Origin of the sequence: Micromonospora sp. WMMD998 (genome assembly GCF_029581235.1) — a bacterium.
Taxonomy (GTDB): Bacteria; Actinomycetota; Actinomycetes; order Mycobacteriales; family Micromonosporaceae; genus Micromonospora.
This window is the reverse complement of record NZ_CP120740.1, coordinates 1,312,746-1,330,739: the sequence shown is the minus strand read 5'-3', so window position 1 is coordinate 1,330,739 and position 17,994 is coordinate 1,312,746. Positions and strand designations below refer to the sequence as shown.

The window sequence follows — 17,994 nt, the reverse complement described above, 5'->3', positions numbered from 1 at the left end:
GCGCTTCGTGACGGAAGGAGGACGCCTCATGTTTCGGTCGATCGATGCCGCGACCATCCGCATTGCCGCTCACTCATGGCCCGACGGCCCAGCGCCTTTTCCGGACCCGAGCGACGCCTCCGGTATCGCCGACTGGTTGCAAGCGACCTGGCGGAAGGCCGGCCTGGCCGAAGCTGTCTGGGCCGCCAGCCCCGAGTTCGCTGCTCGCGTAGAAGCGGTACTCGCCACCGGGAGCGCTGCTCCGGACCGAGGGTGGCGGATGGCGCTGGCGCTGGCGCGGTACCTGGTCCGTGCGCAGCGGCGTGCGACGCCCTTCGGGTTGTTCTCGGGGGTGGCGGCTCTTCGGTTCGACACGGTGGCTGCGGTGGTGCCGGCAGGGCAGCCAGCGATCCGGGTACGGCCGGACGCGACTTGGCTCGCGTCCCTGATCGCGCGCCTTGAAGCTGAGCCCGACGTGCGCCGCCATCTGCCCTTGCAGGCGAACAATCTGGCGCTGGTGAACGGGCCTCGGATCGTCGTGGCCCGCCGGCCGCACGCCTCTGCACGTACGGAGTCGACCTCGGTCAGGAGCACCGCAGCGGTACGGCTGGCGGTGTCGCTCGCCCGTGCCCCCGTCCCGTGGGCTGAGCTGGTCGACGCGGTCGCTGCGGCGTTCCCCGGCTTCCCACGCGCGTCCGCTGACGCGATGGTCGCCGGCCTGGTGGACCACGGCGTGTTGATCTCCGCTCTCCGACCACCATCGACATGCACAGACCCCATCAGGCATGTCCTGGACACCCTCGATGCGGTGTTCGACAATGATCCTGAGGGACAGCGAGCCGTTCGAGCCGAGCTGCGCTCGCTGCATGGTCGTCTCGGTGGAACCAGCGCAGGGAGCGCGACGTACCTTCGTGGGCTCGCCGACCGCATGCGCAACGTGGCACCGGCCACCCAGCCGCTCGCGGTGGATCTTCAGCTCGCGGATCAGATCACCCTGTCGGAGCAGGTCGCCACCGAAATCGCCGCTTCGGTGGAGGTGCTGCGACGGCTGACGCCAGATCCGGCGGGGCGGCCCGAGTGGCGTACGTACCGTGCCCGGTTTGTCGACCGCTACGGGATGACGGCGGTGGTGCCGCTGGATCGGCTGGTAGATCCGCTCGTCGGGTTGGGCTTCCCCGAGCACTTCGGCGCTGTGGCCGTCGCGCCCACAGCACCATTGTCCGGCCGTGACGAGCGTCTGCTCGCGCTGGCTCAGCAGGCGTTGATCGACGGTGCTCGTGAGGTGGTTCTCGACGACGCGGTCGTCGAATGGCTCGCCGGCACTAGCCGGGTCACCGGGTCTGTCAGCCCTCACGTTGACGTCTCGGCAGAGGTCCGCGCGGTCTCGCTGGAGGCGCTGACACAGGGACGGTTCACTGTCGCGCTGACCGGCATGGGCCGCTCGGCGATGGCGACGAGCGGGCGCTTCCTCGACGGGCTGCCCTACGCCGACCGGGAGCTGATGTGCCGGGAGTTCGCCCGCCTTCCTGTCGCCGTGGCCGGGGCCATGCCGGCGCAGCTGAGCTTCCCACCGCCGAAGCTGCACACCCAGAACGTGCTCAACTCCCGGCAGGTACTCCCGTGGCTGGTCAGCCTGGCCGAGCACCGGCCCGTGGCCGAGAACGTGATTGGCCTCGACGACCTCGGTGTGACCGCCGGCCGTGATCGGCTGGTGCTGGTGTCGATGTCGCGGCAGCGGGTGGTGGAGCCGACAGTGGCGCACGCCGCCGCCGTACACACGATGCCGCTGCTCGGCCGGCTTCTCCTGGAGTTGCCGCGAGCCACGGATGCTCGGCTGAGACCGTTCGACTGGGGTGCGGCTTCCTGCTTGCCGTTTCGACCCGCGCTGAAGTACGGCCGCGTCCTCCTGACGGCGGCCCGGTGGCGCGTCGATCCGGCGGCCCTGCCCGGCGCAGACGGAGGCGACGGCGAATGGTCGTCGGCCTGGGAGGCGCTGCGGACGCGGCTGCGGCTGCCGGCATGGGTACAGGTCGGCAACGGTGACCAGAGGCTTCGGCTCCACCTCGATCAGTCCATGGACCGTGCCCTACTCCGTGCCCACCTGGACGCCAGCGCCGGACCGGTAACCGTGGTGGACGCGGCGAGCCCAGAGGACTTCGGTTGGCTCTCCGGCCGCGCTCACGAGATCGTCGTGCCCGTCGCCTCGACGGTTGCGCCCGCTGCCACGCCGGCTGCGGTTACCGCGCGAGGCGACTGGCCGCCACCTGCTCCCCCCGAGCCGGTCATACCGGGTGCCAGTGGCCTGTTGTCCGCTTCGGTGACCGTCGACCCTTCGACCGTGGAGCTGGTCTTGGCGCGAGGGCTGCCCACGCTGTTCGCCGACTGGCCCGAGCCGCCGCTGTGGTGGTTCGTGCGCATGCGACACCCCACCCCGCATCTTCGACTACGACTGCACACCGAAGACTACGGCGACGTGGCGGTACGGGTCGGACGGTGGGTCGCCGGGCTCCGACAGCAGCGCCTTGCCGGCGATTGGAGCCTGGACACCTACCATCCCGAGTCCGGCCGGTACGGCTCCGGCCCCGCGCTGGCAGCAGCCGAGGAACTCTTCGCCGCCGACTCCAGCGCAGCTCTGGCACAGCTGGTAGCGCAGCCCGACTCTGGAATCGATCAGCGGGCACTGACCGCCCTGAGCATGGTCGATCTGGCCGCCTCGATTCTCGGCAGCCGCACCGCCGGGTGCGAGTGGCTGGTGGCGCGCCCCGAGCAGACCGGGCAGGCACCGGTCCAGCGGGACGTGCTGCGTCAAGCGGTCGCCCTCGACCCGAGCGGACTTCCTGAGCCCATCCAGCAGGCATGGCAGGAACGCTCCAGGGCCGCAACCCACTACGCCGCCGAACTGTCCGCCGTCGCCGGCCCGCTCACCCCCGCCTCGGTGCTCGCGTCGCTGATACACCTGCACGTCGTTCGCGCTCTCGGCCCCGACGAAGGCGCCGAGCAGCTCACGTATCGGTTGGCACGCCATGTCGCGCTGGCGGCGGTGCGTCGCCGGGTTCGCGCCGTAGGAGCATCCTGATGACCGAAACACCGCTGAGTACACCGTTGCTACGGGCGGCCGAGGCGATGGCCGCATGCATCACCGACACCCTGACCGAGCCGCCACCCCCGGATTTCGCAGCGGACGACTACGGGCCACGCAGTACCCGCTGGTACGCCCAGTCGCTGTCCCGGGGTGCCGCCGGGGTGGCACTCCTGCACGGGGTGCGAGCGCAGACAGGACACGGCGGGTGGGAACCGGTCCATGCCTGGCTGCGACGCGCGACCGCTGACACGCTGAACAGCGGCAGCGGAGCCGGACTCTGGTTCGGCGCACCCGCTGTCACCCACGCGCTGACCATGGCCATGCCGCACTCCCGCCCGGCAGCGCTGGACGCGCTTGATCATGCCCTCGATGACCTGGTGGAACGCCGCCTGGCCGCTGCCACGGCACGCCTCGCGGCGCGTGCCCGGCCCTCGCTGTCGGAGTTCGACCTCGTACGTGGGCTGACCGGCCTGGGAGCCCACCTGCTGCGCCGCGCCCCGCACGGACCTCTGCTCCGGCGGGTGCTGGTGTACCTGGTCCAGCTCACCGAGCCGGTACACACCAACGACGCCGCAGGTCGACTCGCGCCGGGTTGGTGGAGCGCAGACCCCGCCGACCGCGAAGGTCCGGAGCATGGCGGACATGCCAACGTCGGCATGGCGCACGGCATCGCCGGCCCGTTGGCTCTCCTGGCCCTGGCCATGCGGCAGAACATCCGCGTGCCGGGGCACGCGGAGGCGATCCGCCGGATCTGCACGTGGCTCGACTGCTGGCAGCAGGCAAGCCCTGCGGGACCGTGGTGGCCGGAGAAGATCACCGTCGCGGAGTTGCGCACCGGTAAGCCCTCCATGGGCGGACCGGCGCGGCCGTCCTGGTGCTACGGCACCCCTGGAGTCGCCCGCGCCCAGCAGCTGGCCGGGATCGCCCTCGATGACGCCGCCCGGCAAGAGGCGGCAGAAGAGGCCCTAGCCTTCTGCCTGGCCGGTCCTCTCCAACTCAGCCGGATCGTCGATCCGTCGCTGTGTCACGGCTGGGCAGGACTTGCCGCTACGGCCTGGTACGCCGCCGCCGACGCCCGCACCACCAGACTCCAGAACCAGCTACCCCAGATCGTGCGCCTGCTGATCCAGCACGCGACGGACACCACCCCGGCACGATCCGGCTTGATCACAGGCCCCGCCGGAATCGCCCTCACCCTGCACACCGTCGCGACCGGCACCGACGTCCTCTGGGCCACCAGCCTGCTGATCAACTAGACGAGGAGAGCGTCGTGAATCTCGATTCCGAACCCGACACCGAGCCACCAGGCGTGGCACCGGTAAGCCGATGGCGCCAGATCAACCTGACGTTCTCGGACTGGCAGACCGCTGAGGACTTCGCCGCAACGCGGCTCGCCCCTGAACTTACCGCTGCGGAAGACCACCGGGCGATCACCGCCTTCTGGTTCGTCCGCAAGGGCGAGACGTGGCGGCTGCGGCTCCTGCCCGGCGACCGGCTCGCCCAGGTCTACGCGCTCCTCGCCGCCATCACTGACGACGACCGCATCCGCGGTGTCACCGAGCCCGTCTACCGGCCCGAGGCGTACGCCTTCGGCGGGGACCAGGCAATGACGATCGCCCACACCCTCTTCCACGCGGACAGCCGCCACATCCTCGGCCATCTCGCCACCGCCGGCGGCACCCATCGGCGTGAACTCGGCGTTCTGCTCGCCACTCGCCTCATGCGCGCCGCCGGACTGGAGTTCTCCGAGCAGGGCGACGTCTGGCGGCTTCTCGCCTCGCGCCGGCACCAGCCGAACGCCCCCGCGCCGAGCCCCAGGCTCATCGCGGCCGTGCAGCGCCTACTCACCGCAGCAGACGACACGGCCGAAAGCCCTCTGGCCATCACGCCGCGATGGCCACAAGCCCACGAGCTGGCGGGCGCGGACCTCGGCTTCCTCGACCGGCACGGCGCGCTGACCCGCGACCTACGCGAGGTGCTGACCCACCACCTTCTGTTCCTGTTCAACCGGCTCGGCATCTCCGCCGCCGACACCTGGCTGCTAGCGACGGCGGCCGTGAACGTCACCTTCCACCACCCGTTCGACACCCCATCCGGCTATCAACCCGCCACCAAGATCGACAGTAAGGTCAACGCAGTGAACACTTCCCCCACCGCACCGGGAACGTCGAGTGCCGCGACGCTGCGCGAACAACTCGTCAGCACGCTCGAACAGCGCGGCCACATCCGCTCCGCCCCCGTCGCGCACGCATTCCGTACGGTCCCCCGCGAGCAGTTCCTTCCCGGTGTCGACTTGGAAACCGTCTACACCCGCCGCCAGATCGTCACCAAACGGGACCCCAGCGGTGCCGCGTTGTCGTCAGCGTCGAGCCCCAGCCTCGTCGCGGACATGCTCGAACAACTCGCCCCACAACCCGGCCACCGCGTCCTGGAGATCGGCGCGGCCACCGGCATCAACGCCGCCCTGCTCGCCGAGCTGACCAGCCCCGGCGGCACGGTCATCACCATCGAACTCGACCAGGACCTCGCCGACGGCGCCCGCGCCGGCCTCGACCGCGCCGGCTACGACACCGTCGCAGTGATCTGCGGCGACGGAGCCCTCGGCGACCCCGATCACGCGCCCTACGACCGGATCATCGTCACCGCCGGAGCCTGGGACATCTCCGCCGCCTGGTGGGAACAACTCGCCGACCACGGCCGCATCGTCGTGCCCCTGCGCGTGCACGAGAGCGGCCTGACCCGATGCTTCGCCTTCGACCGCACCGGCCCCCACCAGTTGGTGAGCACCACGACGCCGCTGGTCTGCGGATTCGTCCCCATGCGCGGCAGCACCGAACACACCGACCACCACGTACGCCTCGACACCGACGTGGTCCTCAAACTCGACGCCACCGACCAGCCCGACCGCGCCGCCCTCGCCAACGCCCTCAGTCACCCCCGGCTCGAACGCTGGACCGGCATCCAGGTCAACGACGCCGACCCCATCGGCCACCTCGACCTGTGGCTCCTCATCCACGCCAACAAGCCTTTCGGCCGCCTCGGCGTCGGCGACACCGCCCGCACCAGCGGACTGGTCACCCCCGCCTACCGATGGGCCGGTGCCGCCATCTACCACGGCGGCACCATCGCCTACCTCGCCTTCCAAGAGACCGGCGACGGCCACCACGAACTCGGCGCGATCGCCCACGGACCGAACGCCAACGCGCTCGTCACCGACCTGACCAACCTGCTCGACCAATGGGACGAGGCAGGCCGCCCCAACCAGCCCACCGTCACCGCCTACCGCGCAGGAACCCGAACCACCGAACGCGGCGACATCAGCCGATCCGACACCATCCTCACGATCTCCTTCTGACCGCATCCACGCCGGGGCGGTGCCCTGTCCCGCCCCGGCGCCCCAGGGACGAGCGCAGCTGAGACGTCACGTACGACCTGGACGCACCTCGTTGCCACCATGCGGCCCTTCCGCAGCAGATGAGGACACCATGACTCCGTCTCGTGCCGCCACCATCGCCGCCCGCTTCCCTCTCGTCGCCCGCAAACGACCACCCGCCAAACCACTGGATGCTCGAGTAGACCGGCTCGTCAGGCTCGCCGAAACCGCACACCGCGAATGCGACCCGGACAAGGCGTCCATGGTGTTCAACGGGGCCGCCCTCATCGCCTCCGACTGCGGAGACCCCAACCTTGCCCGCGCCTGGTGCCGCCGCCACGCAAGCCTCTACCTCAACCAAGCCCCGCTGAACGGCTACACGGCCCGCTTCGCTCTCGAGCCAGTCGTCAACCTCGCTCGCCTGCGCATTCGTGAAGGCGACGGCGACGGCGCGTACCGCCTACTCACCCACCTCTACGCGGCAATCGTCGGCGGCAGTCCCGCTCTTCTGGAGGACCTGGAGATACACCCTCGACAACTTCCCGCTGATCCCGAAGAACTCCACCAGATCATCAGTTGGCTGCGCGGCACACTGCTCTCGGACGGAATCCGCGCCCTCACCCTTGCCGGGCGGTGGGACGACGTTGTGACCCATGTGCGCCGATACGACGAGATCGGACCTACCCTCCTTGATGGACGACAGGTCGCGGTCGTTACCCATCTACTGCAGGATGAAGGGCCGTCAGCAGCGGCTCTCCTCACGGCCACCAAGATCGAAACGCCGTGGGAGCAAGCGGTGCATGGACTCCTCACGACCTGGCTGGAACTGGCTGCGGGTCGCACCCCCGTCGACCACGCTGACCTCATCGATCGAGTGACAGCCATACCACGAACCCCCGGGCTCACCGTATTCCGCGTTCGCCTCGGACTGACGGCCCTGGACCTCGCGGTGAGCTTGCCAACCGATGTCGTAGACAGCCTGACCAAACAGTTGGTCGCAGATGCTATCCACGACGAGGACGCCAACGCGGCGCGCGACCTCATCAATCATCCGGCCGTCACCTCCGAAAGCCAAGGAACGCTGCGGGCTTTGATGAAGGCAAGCGGTTTAGGCCAGGGTCACCTCCCAGCAGCAGCGGTTGATCAGCTTTCCTCAGCGCTTGATATGGCTGGAACCGCAATAGATCACGGCATCCGCCCCTGCTAGCGGCACCGATCCAGGGCACGACAACCCCGGTCGATGCTGCGATAAAACGAGCCGACCTATTCGTCGGAAGCTGTAGCTAGCACAGAAGTCGTCGTGGAGGCAGGGGTGACGGAGCTCCGCGACTACGGAAGCTGAAGTCCGCCAGCAGACCTTTATCCTTCGCGGTGGCCTAATTTGAGAGGGCATTGATAGTGAACGGCGTACCGGGCGCTCGAACGAGGGCTCCACGCAGTCCTAACGACTTGCTGCGGCGCGCACGGCTGGCGAGGCGGTCGCCGACGGGGTCAGGTCGAGTGATGTCGCGGCAGGAGGTTGCCGAGGCGGTCAACGCGTGGATCTGGGAGCACCAGAGACGACGTACGTGCCTTGACAGCAGGTACGTCGGCAAGCTGGAGCGCGGTGAGTCCCGCTGGCCGGGATCGCCCATCCGGGCGGGGCTACGCGGGGTCTTCGGCGTGGACAACGATGCCTCGATCGGGCTGCACGTCATCTACGGCTCCGGACGGCCAGCCGGGGCCGTAGATGACGTGCCAGCTCCGGCATGGGAGAGGGAGCCTGAGCCCACACCGCTCACGTCGCGGAACGACCATGCGGATGTGACGCCCACTGTTCATCTCGGCGTCGCGGCGGGCACGGCGGTCGTGGTCACGGTCGACAGTGGGCCCGGCGGGCCGGTCCGCGTCGTACTGACCGCGATGCCCGAGGACTGTTCCGAACTCTCGGCGCTACCGCTGGCTGCCAGCGGTGGGGCACGGGTGTACTCACTCGCCGATCGGCGCAGGCGAGCCTGATGGGGCAGCAGCCGGCCGAGTTGAGGCCCCACGCGTCCGCCCGCCACTTTCTCGGCGCGGAGCTGCGCTGTTGGCGGCAGCAGCGCGGGCTGTCGCTGGCACGGCTCGCGGCACTGGTGTACGTGAGCCCGGACCTGCTCGGCAAGATCGAGAAAGCCGAGCGTACGGCCAGCCTGGATGTCATGAGTCGCTGTGACCAGGCGTTGGAGACGGGCGGAGCGCTGGCCCGCTTGCGGCGATTCGTGGACCAGCAAGCGGCAGTGCAGCCACGAACGGATGCCTCGGCGATGATGCCGACACGGTTCATGGTGATCATGGAGATCCTGCCTGTCGGGCCAGTCGACTCCGACGCCGCTCCCCTCGTGAACAGCGGCGGCCGGTCTCGTTTGTACGCACTTCACGGCGGACAGGGCAGATGATCGGAATGGATAGCGTCCCGGGTCCCGTCACGTCGGAACAGATTCGCGACCTGCAGAAGGCGCTGGGACGGCAGTTGGCCCACTGGCGCAAGGCAGCCGGCATGACCCAGGCCGCCCTCGCCAAACGGACGGCCTACTCCCGCAGTTCGGTCGCGAACGTGGAGATCGGGCGAAACACCATCACCCGTGGCTTCTGGGAGCGCGCCGACCGCGAACTCCGGGCGCAAGGATCGCTGGTGGACGCGTTCGACACGCTCCAGGAACTGATCACCATGCTCCGGAGGCATCGAGCGTGGGTAGCCGAACACGAACGACTGCTACGCCATCAGGCAGCCGTACCGCCGAAGCCACCACCCAACCTCAAGATCGCGACTCCCGGCTGCGGATGCACGGTCGCGATCGCTCGTTGGAGGGAGCGGGAAGTCCTTGCGTTGCGGGAGGCACTGCGGCTCAGCCTTGGGGCGTTCGCCGAACGGCTTCGCGTCGCTCCCTCGATCGTCGCCACGTGGGAGGACCGCGGACAGCCTGAACCGCCGAGTCTGGCGATGCAGGCAGCCCTCGATGACCTTCTCAAACTCGCCGACCAGGACGCCCGGACCCGCTTCGCACGGATTCTTCAGATGCCGCCGATGAGGTCCACCGACCATGCTGGTGCGCCTCGAACCGGTCGTCCTGCGACGGTGACCCCGCTTCACCGGAGCGCAGAACCACAGGCCGTGCGGTGAAGGGACAACGATGGGCAGGCCGTTGACAGTCATCCCGGGACTGCGCCAGTCGGTCATGTTCGACGTGGCGGTGACCCTCTACCGACGGCATGTCGTCGAAGGCCAGCCCAGGGTCTGCAAGGCGTGTGGGCGGGCGGCACCGTGTCCGGTTCGGCTTCACGCCGAACTCGTCATAGCGACCGCAGGCCCTGATCCGCAGCGATTCGAGGACGTTCCACCGCCGGGACACACCGGCTTCCGAGTCGGCGGTCGCGGCCGTCCCATCGATGACGATGCCCTCATGTACGAGCGTGATGGCGACTGATCCCGTCGTCACGCGTCACGGCAGCATCCCTGCCCCGCCCGCGCCAACTGATCGGTATCGCTATGCGGCAAGTACCACGGCCAGAACCCAACCAGCCGCGAGGGCTGGCCCCATAGGGATCGACGGGTTCTTCACGTCGTTCGATCGTCGGATTCTGACGACGGAAGCGATGGTGCCGTGCAGGAGCAGCCCAGCAAGGAAACCGAGCGTCGCTGTATGCCAGCCCAGCCAGCCGAGGTTGAACGCGATGACGCCGACGAACACGACATCACCGAGGCCGAGCTGACCGGGCAACGCCAAGGCGATGGTAAGCATGATCGCCGCTGCGGCGATACCCGCGCACGCAGCTCGAAGAAGCGGCCCGACATCGCTTCGGACGAGGGAGGCAATGATGAAGAGCAGGCCAGACGACACCCACAGCGAGCCGGTGAGGCGATGGGGCAGCCGCCGGCACCGCACGTCGATGATTGCCAGACATACGCCCACCACCGCGAAGAGCCAGTAGGCCGGCAGTGTGACACCGAGAGGTATGACTACCCCGGTGACGGCGGCGGCGGTGGCGGCAAGAAGGGCGGTAACGATCACCTCTGTGGGGCGAGCGGGACTGCCGGTCCACCAGCCTGCGGGTAGACGTACCGGCCCGGACTCGCCCGTTCCATACGCGACGGCAGCGATCGGCACGCCGGCCATCGCGCCCGCGAGGCCGAGGCCGATCGCGGTTACGCCGTTGGTCATAGGTGTCAGGTCCGCTCGCCGCTTGCGCGGTGCTCCCGACTCCACCGATCGATCTCGCCGAGGAGGTCGACCAGCTCGACACCGCCATGAGTCAGCCGGTAGTCGGCACCGTCGTCGCCCTGGTGGTGCTCAACGAGGTCGTGGGCGCGGAGGTAGGCCAGGGTGTCGGTCAGCGTGCGGGCGTGCACGACATCGGGACTGGCCTGAGACACCGCGTGGTGAAGCTTCGAGTAGCGCAGCGGGCCTTCATGGAGGGCGGTCAGTACCGCAACCGACAGCTTCCGCCTAGCCAGATTGAGTAGGTGTTCGAGATCGTTCGTCAGCGCAACTCACCTCCCCCGAATCGAGCGCGCCGGCTCAAGACGACAGTCTATGAGGCCGCACAACTGTTCGGCGAGGGATTAACGTGAGGAAAGTTCCGTCCACTATGGAACTACTTCCGGAGGATACGGTATCTTTCGGGATGATCTTCGCAATTAATGCATCTCGAATGACGGGTCAGGTGCCGGTCGGCCTCGGGTCCGGGGCCGTGCGCGATGCCAGCCAGTGACGTAGCCGAAGGAGGTGGCCGAGGATCGCCGCCCCTCTGCTGGTCAGGCAGAAGCGGGTTTCGGCGAGCGGCTCGCTGTCCAGCGAGCCGGCGTGAGGGCTGACCACGAAGCCATCTGCCGCCATTGCTCGCAACAGGGCTGTAGGCCGGGGGGACTCGGCCGCGATCTGGGCGAAGCTGGCAGTCCCGCCGCGATGATGCATCGCCAGTAGCAACTCCAAGGCACCGCGCCGGGCTAGCAGGGACAGTGTTTGCTCTGTTCCATGGTGGTCGCCCATTGACCCTCCTCACCCTTCCCGCACAGCCATTTTCAGCCAATCGTGGCCACAATTGATGTCGACTTATCTGTCGGGTAGGCGACAGCCCTTTTTGATCGCTTTGCGCCTATTTGAAGGCCGCTTTGCCCATAGTGCATACGTCCGCGCGCGTGAGTCCAGCCCTTCTTGAAGCGCGTAGCCGCAGGTACGCACGTAGACATCACTGCGGGGTCAGGGTGTAGACACGACTCGTGACCTTGTACGAGTCGGCCGTCGGTGGGCGGCGTTCACGGTCGCAGGCCCGGCTGCGAGCCGGGGCCGTTCACGAGATTGGGAGGTAGTGGCCGGTGCTGACCCGTCCGCTCATGGCTTGTCTCGTCGGTGCGTCGGTGCTGCTCAGCGCTGCTTGCAACTCCGGCGACTCTGCCCGGCCAGAACCGACGGCTCCGGCGACATCGCCGAGCACTACGACCGTTGAGCCGAGCGCCACTGCCGGTAGTAACGCTATTGCCGCGTACCGGGGCATGTGGGATGCCTTCGTGGAGGCGGGCAAGGTATCGGACCCTGACGCCCCCGACTTGCGCAAGTACGCCTCGGGCCAAGCGCTCAGGTTGATCGTCAACGCGCTTTTCACCAACCGGGAGCAGAAGGAGGTCATCCTCGGCGAACTGGTGCTTGACCCGAAGGTCACGGCGCTGACACCCGCCGAGGACCCTACGAAGGCCACGATCTTGGACTGCGTCAACGACGAGAAGTGGCTGGAGCACAAGGCGTCCGGCGGTCTGGCCAACGACGAGCCCGGCGGTAGGCACCGCACGACGGCGACCCTCGACCGGACGGCCGAGGGCTGGCGGGTCAGCTCGTTCATCCTGGAGGAGGCGGGCACATGCTGACGGGTACGCGCCGACTCGCTGCTCTGGCCACCGTCGCGGTGGCTGTCCTTCTGGTGGGGCCAGCAGTCGCCTACGCCGGTGGCGGTACCGGTGGCGTGGTGTGCAGCAAGGACGATCCCCGCCCGGTCTGTGACGTCAACGCCGGCACCCCCGGCCAGCCGAGCAATCCGGGAGGCAGCGGCAATGGTGGCGGAGGCCAGGGTGGCGATGGCAAGTGCCGCAACCCTGCCGGCGAGGAGATTCCGTGTGAGCGGGACGGTGCGTGGGCGGGGGCGGATGGCTGCTACTACTCGCCGGCCGATCCGTCGCCGTCGACTATTGCGGCTCTCGGGGGTCAGCCTGCGGGTGAGGGTGGTTGGTACATGCGGATCTGCTACGGCGGCAGCAGTGCGCTCGGAGGTGCGGTGTGGATCGCGGGTGACCCGCCGGTGGTGTCTCCGGCGGTGTTGGCGCGGCAGGCGCGGGCGCGTCTTGACTTGCCGAGGGTCGTGATTCGTATGAATCCGCCGGGTGATCAGCTCGTCAACCTGCCGGCCTGGCTGGCGCTCGACCAGGGGTCGTGGGGGTCGCGGTCGGCGACCGCTTCCGTTCCGGGTGTCAGCGTCACGGCGACGGCGCGGCCGGTGAAGGCGAGCTGGTCGATGGGTGACGGGGTGACAGTGACATGCGACGGGCCGGGAACGCTGTGGGCCTCGGGTACCGATCCGGCGAAGGCGTCGCCTGACTGCGGGCATGTCTACCGGCGGTCCTCGGCTGGCTCCCCGGGCGGGCGCTACACGGTGACGGTGACGGTCACGTGGGAGGTGACCTGGGCGGGTGCTGGGCAGTCCGGCACGGTGCCGGGGTTGACCACGACGGGGCAGGTGCAGACCCGGGTCCAGGAGTCGCAGGCCGTCGTGCGTTAGGCCAACAAGTCCGTTCGTTTGAGCGCCGTTTCCCGAGGAGGCAAGTCATGGCGCTGGATTCCGTGCGCCCTAGAACAGGTTTGGGCGATCGTGCGGCGGCTGTTGGCGGCCGTGCGGGACGTGGGCCGTGGCGGGCCGCCCGTCGTCGTCGCCGGTTGCCGTTCGTCGCGTTGGGCGGCCTGCTGGTGATCGTGTGTGTGCTGGCCTACGCGTACGGGGCGGCGCAGCTCGGTGACCGTGTTCAGGTGCTCGCGGCGGCGCGGCCGGTGGCGGCCGGGCAGCCGATCACCGCTGCGGACCTCAAGCAGGTCTCCGCAGCCCGTGACCCTGGGGTGCGGTTGGTTGAGGCCGCGCAAGCGGTGGAGGTGGTCGGTCGTACGGCGGTGGTGCCGTTGGTGGCCGGCACGTTGCTGACGCCGGAGTTGCTTGGGGATGCCGCGTTTCCGCCCGGTGGTCAGGTGACCGCCTCGGTGGCGGTGAAGCCGGGTCAGTATCCGCAAGGGCTCGCGGCCGGTGCGAAGGTGTCCGTCTACGTCGCGGCTGTGCAGGACGGGGGTCAGCCCGCTCCGGCGGCCAGCTCGACGGCGAGCGGTTCGACCCCGGCGCGGTTGTCGGCCGTGGTGCTGGGGGTCGACCTCGCCGGGGACGGCCAGGGCTCGACGGTCATCACGCTTCTGCTGGCTGCCTCGGACGCGCCGCAGTTGGCGGCGGCTCCGGCTGGCGGTGTGGTGCTGATGCAGACCTCGCCGGTGGGGAGCTGACATGCCTCTGGTGGCGGTGACCTATGTGAAGGGTCGTCCGGGAGCGACGACGACAGCCTTCGGGTTGGCCGCGGTCGCGCCGGAGTGGGCGCGGCCGGTGGTGGTGGAGTGCGATCCGACGGGCGGCGATTTGATGCGCCGGCACCGGTTGGCGGCGGTGCCGAGCGTGGTGGACCTGGCCGCCGCCGTGCGAGGCGCGGCGAGTTCCGGGGACGTGTTCGCGGACGCGTCGCAGCCGGTGTCGGTGGCCGAGGTGGTGGTGCCGGTGGTGGTCGCCCCGGCGGGTGGGGCGCAGACCCGCGCGGCGTTGCCGGAGTTGACCGGTAGCGGTCGGGCGGTGCTGGCCGCGACGGGTCGGGTGGTGGTGGCGGACTGCGGCCGGTTGGGGCCGGGCTCGCCGGTGTGGCCGATGGTCCGGCTCGCGGATGTGGTGGTGGTGCTGGCTCGGGCGAACGCCGACGAGATGGCCCATCTGCGGGAGCACCTGGGCGACCTCGTCGACGCGGGCGCAGGCCGCTTGGTGGTGCTGCTCGGCGCGGGCGGCGTGTACTCCGCTGCGGACGTGGCCGATGTCCTGTCGAAGCACGTCGGGCAGGAGTTGGCCCGCGACCCGGAAGCGGTGAGCGTGCTCGGTCCGTTGCCGGACGACCGGCGGGCGGCGGCGGTGCTCGGCGGGGACCTCGTGGCCGGGCGGCGTTGGCGTCGCCTGCCTCTGATGGCCGCCTACGCGCGGCTGTGGACGGACCTCGGCCCGTACCTGCCCGTCGCGGCCCCGCAGCCCACCGACGTACCCACGGAGGCGACATCGTGACCGGCCCCTTCCTGTCGACCCCGGGTGCCGTGGAGTCCGGCGAGGTCACGGTGGTGCGGCGGGTTCGCCGGGAGGTCGCCGAGCGGCTGACCCGGGCCACACGGGCGCACGAGACCGCCACCGGTTCGCCGATGCCCGCCGACGAGCGCGCGGCGGCGACCCGCCGGTTGATCACCGAGGTTCTGGACGGGTACGCGACGGAGGAGATGAACGCCGGGCGGGCGCCGCTGCGCCCGGAGGTGGAGTCGCGGGTGGGTCGGGCGGTGGCGGACATGCTGCTCGGCGCGGGCGGCCTGCAACCGTTGCTCAACGACGAGCGGATCGAGGAGGTCAACGCCAACGGCTGTGACCAGGTGTTCGTCCGCTACAGCGACGGCAGCCGCGCTCAGGTCGGGCCGATCGCCGACTCGGATGCGGAGATGGTGGAGCTGATCCGCCGCCTGGCCGCCGACGCCGGGCGCGCGGAGACCGGCGGCGAGGGCGCGGAGGAACGCCGCTGGGACCGGGCCGCCCCGGTGTTGAACCTGCAGCTCGCGGACGGCTCCCGGCTGCACGCGATCATGTCGGTGACTCGGCGTCCTGCGTTGTCGATCCGTCGGCACGGCTACGTGAAGGTCACCCTGGCCGATCTGGAGCAGCTCGGCACCGTCAACCCGGTGCTGCGGGAACTCCTTTCCGCTGCGGTGCGGGCACGGTTGAACGTGCTGATCGCTGGGCGTACCGGTGCGGGCAAGACCACCCTCCTGCGCGCTCTCGCCTCGGCGATCCCCTTCAGCGAACGGATTGTCACGATCGAGGACACCTACGAACTGGCGCTCGACGCGGACAAGGCCGCGCATCCGGACGTGGTGGCGTTGCAGTCGCGGGAGGCCAACGTCGAGGGTGAAGGCACGCTCGACATGAGCATGTTGTTCCGCTCCGGACTGCGCATGTCCCCGGACCGAGTCATCGTCGGGGAGATCCGCGGGCACGAAGTCATCCCCATGCTCAACGCGATGTCGCAGGGCAACGACGGCTCGTTGGGCACCATTCACGCCTCGTCATCGGCCGGGGCGTTTCACAAGCTCATGCTCTACGCCGCGCAGGCGCCGGAACGCCTCGACCCGGCCACCACCAATCTTCTGGTGTCCGAGGCGGTTCACCTGGTCGTGCACCTGGGGTTAACCGGTGGCAACGGGGTGCGGGCGTTGACGTCGGTGCGGGAGGTGGTCGGCGCTGACGGGTTGGCCGTGTCCAGCAACGAGATCTTCCGTCCTGACCGGGATGGCCGGGCGGTTCCGGGTGCGCCACCGTCGACCGGGCTGCTGTCGGCGCTGGCCGGGTGCGGCTTCGACCCAGGGTCGCTCGATGAGGCCCGCACCGCCCCGGGTGGGGGGTGGGCGTGATGGTGCTGACGGTGCCGCTGGCTGCCCTGCTGGGGGCCGGAACCGCGTTCGGGTTGGTCCTGCTGGCGTTGGGCCTGTCGCCCCGGGACAACGACGGGCCCGGCGACTCCACCACCGATTCGTGGCTGTCGAGGCTCGCCTCGGCCCGTGGGCCGGTCGACCGGCGTCGGGTAGCCCTGTGCCTGGCTGTGGGCGTGGTCGTCGGTGTGGTGACCCGCTGGCCGGTCGCGGCGGCCCTGGCAGCGGCCGGGGCGTGGATGCTGCCGCAGGTCATCGGACCGGACCGTGACCACGCCCGCCGGGTGGCCCGGATCGAGGCCATCGCCACCTGGACCGAGGCGTTACGGGACAACCTGTCCGGCGCGGCCGGGCTGGAACAGGCGATCACCGCCAGCGCGATCGAATCCCCAGAGCCGATCCGTGAGGAGGTGACCCGCCTGGCGGTGCGCCTACAGCGCAGTTGGCGACTGCGTGACGCGCTGCGCGCGTTCGCCGCCGAGCTGGCCGACCCGACCGCCGATCTGGTGGTCGCCGGGCTGGTGATGGCCGCGCGGGGCAGCGCCGGGCAACTCGGTGACGTGCTGGGAGAGCTGGCGGCGTCCGCGCGGGCGAAGGTCGCCTCCCGGCAACGCATCGCCGCCGCCCGCAAACGCAACCGCACCTCCGCGCGGGTCATCGTCGGTGCCACCCTGGCCATGGCCGGGCTGCTGGCACTGCTCAACCGGGGCTACCTGGCCCCGTTCGACACGGCGACCGGTCAGCTCGTCCTCCTAGCCGCCGGTGGCTGCTTCGCCGCCGCGTTCGTCTGGCTCGGCCGGCTCATGCGTGACCGCGACACCGCCCGCGTCCTGGCCGGTGTCGCCGCACCGGCCGAGCCAGAGGCGGTGCCGACATGACCGGGCTGATACTGCTGGCCGGGCTCGGCACCGGAGTGGGCCTGTGGCTCGTGCTGGTGGGCTGGTTCCCCCGCCCACCTCGGCTGGACAAGGCCCTCGACGCCCCGTACGGGATCGGCCGCGTTGGTGACGTCGCAGCCGAGACTCACTCTCTGGGGTGGTCGGGGCGGTGGGGTCGCCCGGCGGTGCGGTGGTTGCGTCGCATGGGTCTTCCCCTGGCCAGTACCCGCCGCGACCTCGCCACCGTCGACAAGCCGGTCGACGTGCACCTCGCCGAGCAGGCGACCGCGATGGTGTTCGGGCTGCTCTTGCCTCCCCTCGCCGCGACGCTGCTCGTCCTCGCCGGAGTGGGTACCGGCGTGACGGTGCCCGTCGCAGCGTCACTAGCGCTCGGCATCGCTGGATTCCTCGCCCCGGAATTGTCGGTGCGATCGGAGGCCGTCAAGCACCGGGCCGCGTTCCGTGATGCCCTGTCGTCCTTTCTGGATCTGGTGGTGATCAGCCTCGCGTCCGGGGCCGGGGTGGACCAGGCGCTCGACGACGCGGCGAAGGTCGGCTCCGGCCCCGCGTACACCGAACTGCGGTATGCGTTGACCGAGGCGCGGTTGGCCCGGATACCGCCGTGGGACATCCTCGCCGCCCTCGGCCGCCGGGTCGCCGTTGCCGAGCTACAGCAGCTCGCCGCCACCGTCGGGCTGGCCGGCACCGAAGGAGCGAAGGTCCGCGCGTCCCTGCGCTCGCGTGCCATCGCTCTGCGCGCCCGGCAACTCACCGACGCCGAGGGTGAGGCGAACGCGGCGACCGAGCGGATGGCGCTGCCCATCGTCGCTCTGTTCGCCGGGTTCCTGATCTTCCTCGGCTATCCGGCGATGGCTGCCGTACTCGGCGGGCTGTAGGAGGCACCCCCAGTTCACCAATCCC

16 protein-coding genes are annotated in these 17,994 nt (G+C 69.6%); 13 read left to right on the top strand and 3 right to left on the bottom strand.

What is annotated here, in order from left to right; translation table 11 throughout:
* Positions 1-28: 28 nt before the first annotated feature.
* From O7619_RS06305 to O7619_RS06280, 6 genes are all read left to right on the top strand, one after another.
* Entirely contained in the window at positions 29-3,055 is a 3,027-nt protein-coding gene (locus O7619_RS06305; protein WP_282286297.1) for a lantibiotic dehydratase, read from the top strand.
* Between the two features lie 47 nt (positions 3,056-3,102).
* On the top strand, positions 3,103-4,317 hold the full coding sequence (locus tag O7619_RS06300) for a lanthionine synthetase C family protein (protein WP_348774370.1): 1,215 nt from the start codon (positions 3,103-3,105) through the stop codon (positions 4,315-4,317).
* Positions 4,318-4,331: 14 nt separating this feature from the next.
* The gene (fxlM, locus tag O7619_RS06295; protein ID WP_282286295.1) at positions 4,332-6,416 is read left to right on the top strand and encodes a methyltransferase, FxLD system; all 2,085 of its coding nucleotides are present in this window, start codon (positions 4,332-4,334) and stop codon (positions 6,414-6,416) included.
* 130 nt (positions 6,417-6,546) lie between these two features.
* On the top strand, positions 6,547-7,641 hold the full coding sequence (locus O7619_RS06290; RefSeq protein WP_282286294.1) for a hypothetical protein: 1,095 nt from the start codon (positions 6,547-6,549) through the stop codon (positions 7,639-7,641).
* Positions 7,642-8,431: 790 nt separating this feature from the next.
* The gene (locus tag O7619_RS06285) at positions 8,432-8,851 is read left to right on the top strand and encodes a helix-turn-helix transcriptional regulator (RefSeq protein ID WP_282286293.1); all 420 of its coding nucleotides are present in this window, start codon (positions 8,432-8,434) and stop codon (positions 8,849-8,851) included.
* Positions 8,848-9,576, top strand: coding sequence for a helix-turn-helix domain-containing protein (locus O7619_RS06280; protein ID WP_282286292.1), 729 nt, complete (start codon positions 8,848-8,850; stop codon positions 9,574-9,576). Before O7619_RS06285 ends, O7619_RS06280 begins: the two co-directional genes overlap by 4 nt.
* Positions 9,577-9,940: 364 nt before the next feature.
* Here O7619_RS06280 and O7619_RS06275 read toward each other — a convergent pair whose 3' ends face one another.
* The 3 genes from O7619_RS06275 to O7619_RS06265 form a co-directional block, all read right to left on the bottom strand.
* The gene (locus tag O7619_RS06275) at positions 9,941-10,615 is read right to left on the bottom strand and encodes a prepilin peptidase (RefSeq protein WP_282286291.1); all 675 of its coding nucleotides are present in this window, start codon (positions 10,613-10,615) and stop codon (positions 9,941-9,943) included.
* 5 nt (positions 10,616-10,620) lie between these two features.
* Entirely contained in the window at positions 10,621-10,893 is a 273-nt protein-coding gene (locus O7619_RS06270; protein WP_282288697.1) for a winged helix-turn-helix transcriptional regulator, read from the bottom strand.
* 220 nt (positions 10,894-11,113) lie between these two features.
* Positions 11,114-11,443: a hypothetical protein gene (locus O7619_RS06265; RefSeq protein ID WP_282286290.1), complete on the bottom strand. Its 330-nt coding sequence runs from the start codon at positions 11,441-11,443 to the stop codon at positions 11,114-11,116.
* A 518-nt stretch (positions 11,444-11,961) separates the two neighbouring features.
* Here O7619_RS06265 and O7619_RS06260 point away from each other — a divergent pair.
* From O7619_RS06260 to O7619_RS06230, 7 genes are all read left to right on the top strand, one after another.
* Positions 11,962-12,315, top strand: a complete 354-nt coding sequence (locus tag O7619_RS06260; RefSeq protein WP_282286289.1) for a hypothetical protein — start codon at positions 11,962-11,964, stop codon at positions 12,313-12,315.
* Positions 12,309-13,220 carry a hypothetical protein gene (locus tag O7619_RS06255; RefSeq protein ID WP_282286288.1) on the top strand — a complete coding sequence of 304 codons (912 nt, stop codon included), beginning with the start codon at positions 12,309-12,311 and terminating at the stop codon, positions 13,218-13,220. Before O7619_RS06260 ends, O7619_RS06255 begins: the two co-directional genes overlap by 7 nt.
* 155 nt (positions 13,221-13,375) lie before the next feature.
* Positions 13,376-13,981 carry an SAF domain-containing protein gene (locus O7619_RS06250; RefSeq protein WP_282288695.1) on the top strand — a complete coding sequence of 202 codons (606 nt, stop codon included), beginning with the start codon at positions 13,376-13,378 and terminating at the stop codon, positions 13,979-13,981.
* 1 nt (position 13,982) lies between these two features.
* On the top strand, positions 13,983-14,792 hold the full coding sequence (locus O7619_RS06245; protein WP_282286287.1) for a hypothetical protein: 810 nt from the start codon (positions 13,983-13,985) through the stop codon (positions 14,790-14,792).
* A complete protein-coding gene (locus O7619_RS06240) occupies positions 14,789-16,177 on the top strand; it encodes an ATPase, T2SS/T4P/T4SS family (protein ID WP_282286285.1) in 1,389 nt (462 codons plus the stop codon). The genes O7619_RS06245 and O7619_RS06240 overlap by 4 nt, the downstream gene beginning before the upstream one ends.
* The gene (locus tag O7619_RS06235) at positions 16,168-17,073 is read left to right on the top strand and encodes a type II secretion system F family protein (RefSeq protein ID WP_282286283.1); all 906 of its coding nucleotides are present in this window, start codon (positions 16,168-16,170) and stop codon (positions 17,071-17,073) included. The genes O7619_RS06240 and O7619_RS06235 overlap by 10 nt, the downstream gene beginning before the upstream one ends.
* Entirely contained in the window at positions 17,070-17,969 is a 900-nt protein-coding gene (locus tag O7619_RS06230) for a type II secretion system F family protein (protein ID WP_282286281.1), read from the top strand. The genes O7619_RS06235 and O7619_RS06230 overlap by 4 nt, the downstream gene beginning before the upstream one ends.
* The last annotated feature ends 25 nt before the right edge of the window (positions 17,970-17,994 follow it).

Coding starts and splice junctions, on each gene's coding strand:
- O7619_RS06305 (WP_282286297.1), top strand. CDS start 29: ATGTTTCGGTCGATCGATGCCGCGACCATCCGCATTGCCGCTCACTCA.
- O7619_RS06300 (WP_348774370.1), top strand. CDS start 3,103: ATGGCCGCATGCATCACCGACACCCTGACCGAGCCGCCACCCCCGGAT.
- O7619_RS06290 (WP_282286294.1), top strand. CDS start 6,547: ATGACTCCGTCTCGTGCCGCCACCATCGCCGCCCGCTTCCCTCTCGTC.
- O7619_RS06285 (WP_282286293.1), top strand. CDS start 8,432: ATGGGGCAGCAGCCGGCCGAGTTGAGGCCCCACGCGTCCGCCCGCCAC.
- O7619_RS06280 (WP_282286292.1), top strand. CDS start 8,848: ATGATCGGAATGGATAGCGTCCCGGGTCCCGTCACGTCGGAACAGATT.
- O7619_RS06275 (WP_282286291.1), bottom strand. CDS start 10,615: ATGACCAACGGCGTAACCGCGATCGGCCTCGGCCTCGCGGGCGCGATG.
- O7619_RS06265 (WP_282286290.1), bottom strand. CDS start 11,443: ATGGGCGACCACCATGGAACAGAGCAAACACTGTCCCTGCTAGCCCGG.
- O7619_RS06255 (WP_282286288.1), top strand. CDS start 12,309: ATGCTGACGGGTACGCGCCGACTCGCTGCTCTGGCCACCGTCGCGGTG.
- O7619_RS06245 (WP_282286287.1), top strand. CDS start 13,983: ATGCCTCTGGTGGCGGTGACCTATGTGAAGGGTCGTCCGGGAGCGACG.
- O7619_RS06230 (WP_282286281.1), top strand. CDS start 17,070: ATGACCGGGCTGATACTGCTGGCCGGGCTCGGCACCGGAGTGGGCCTG.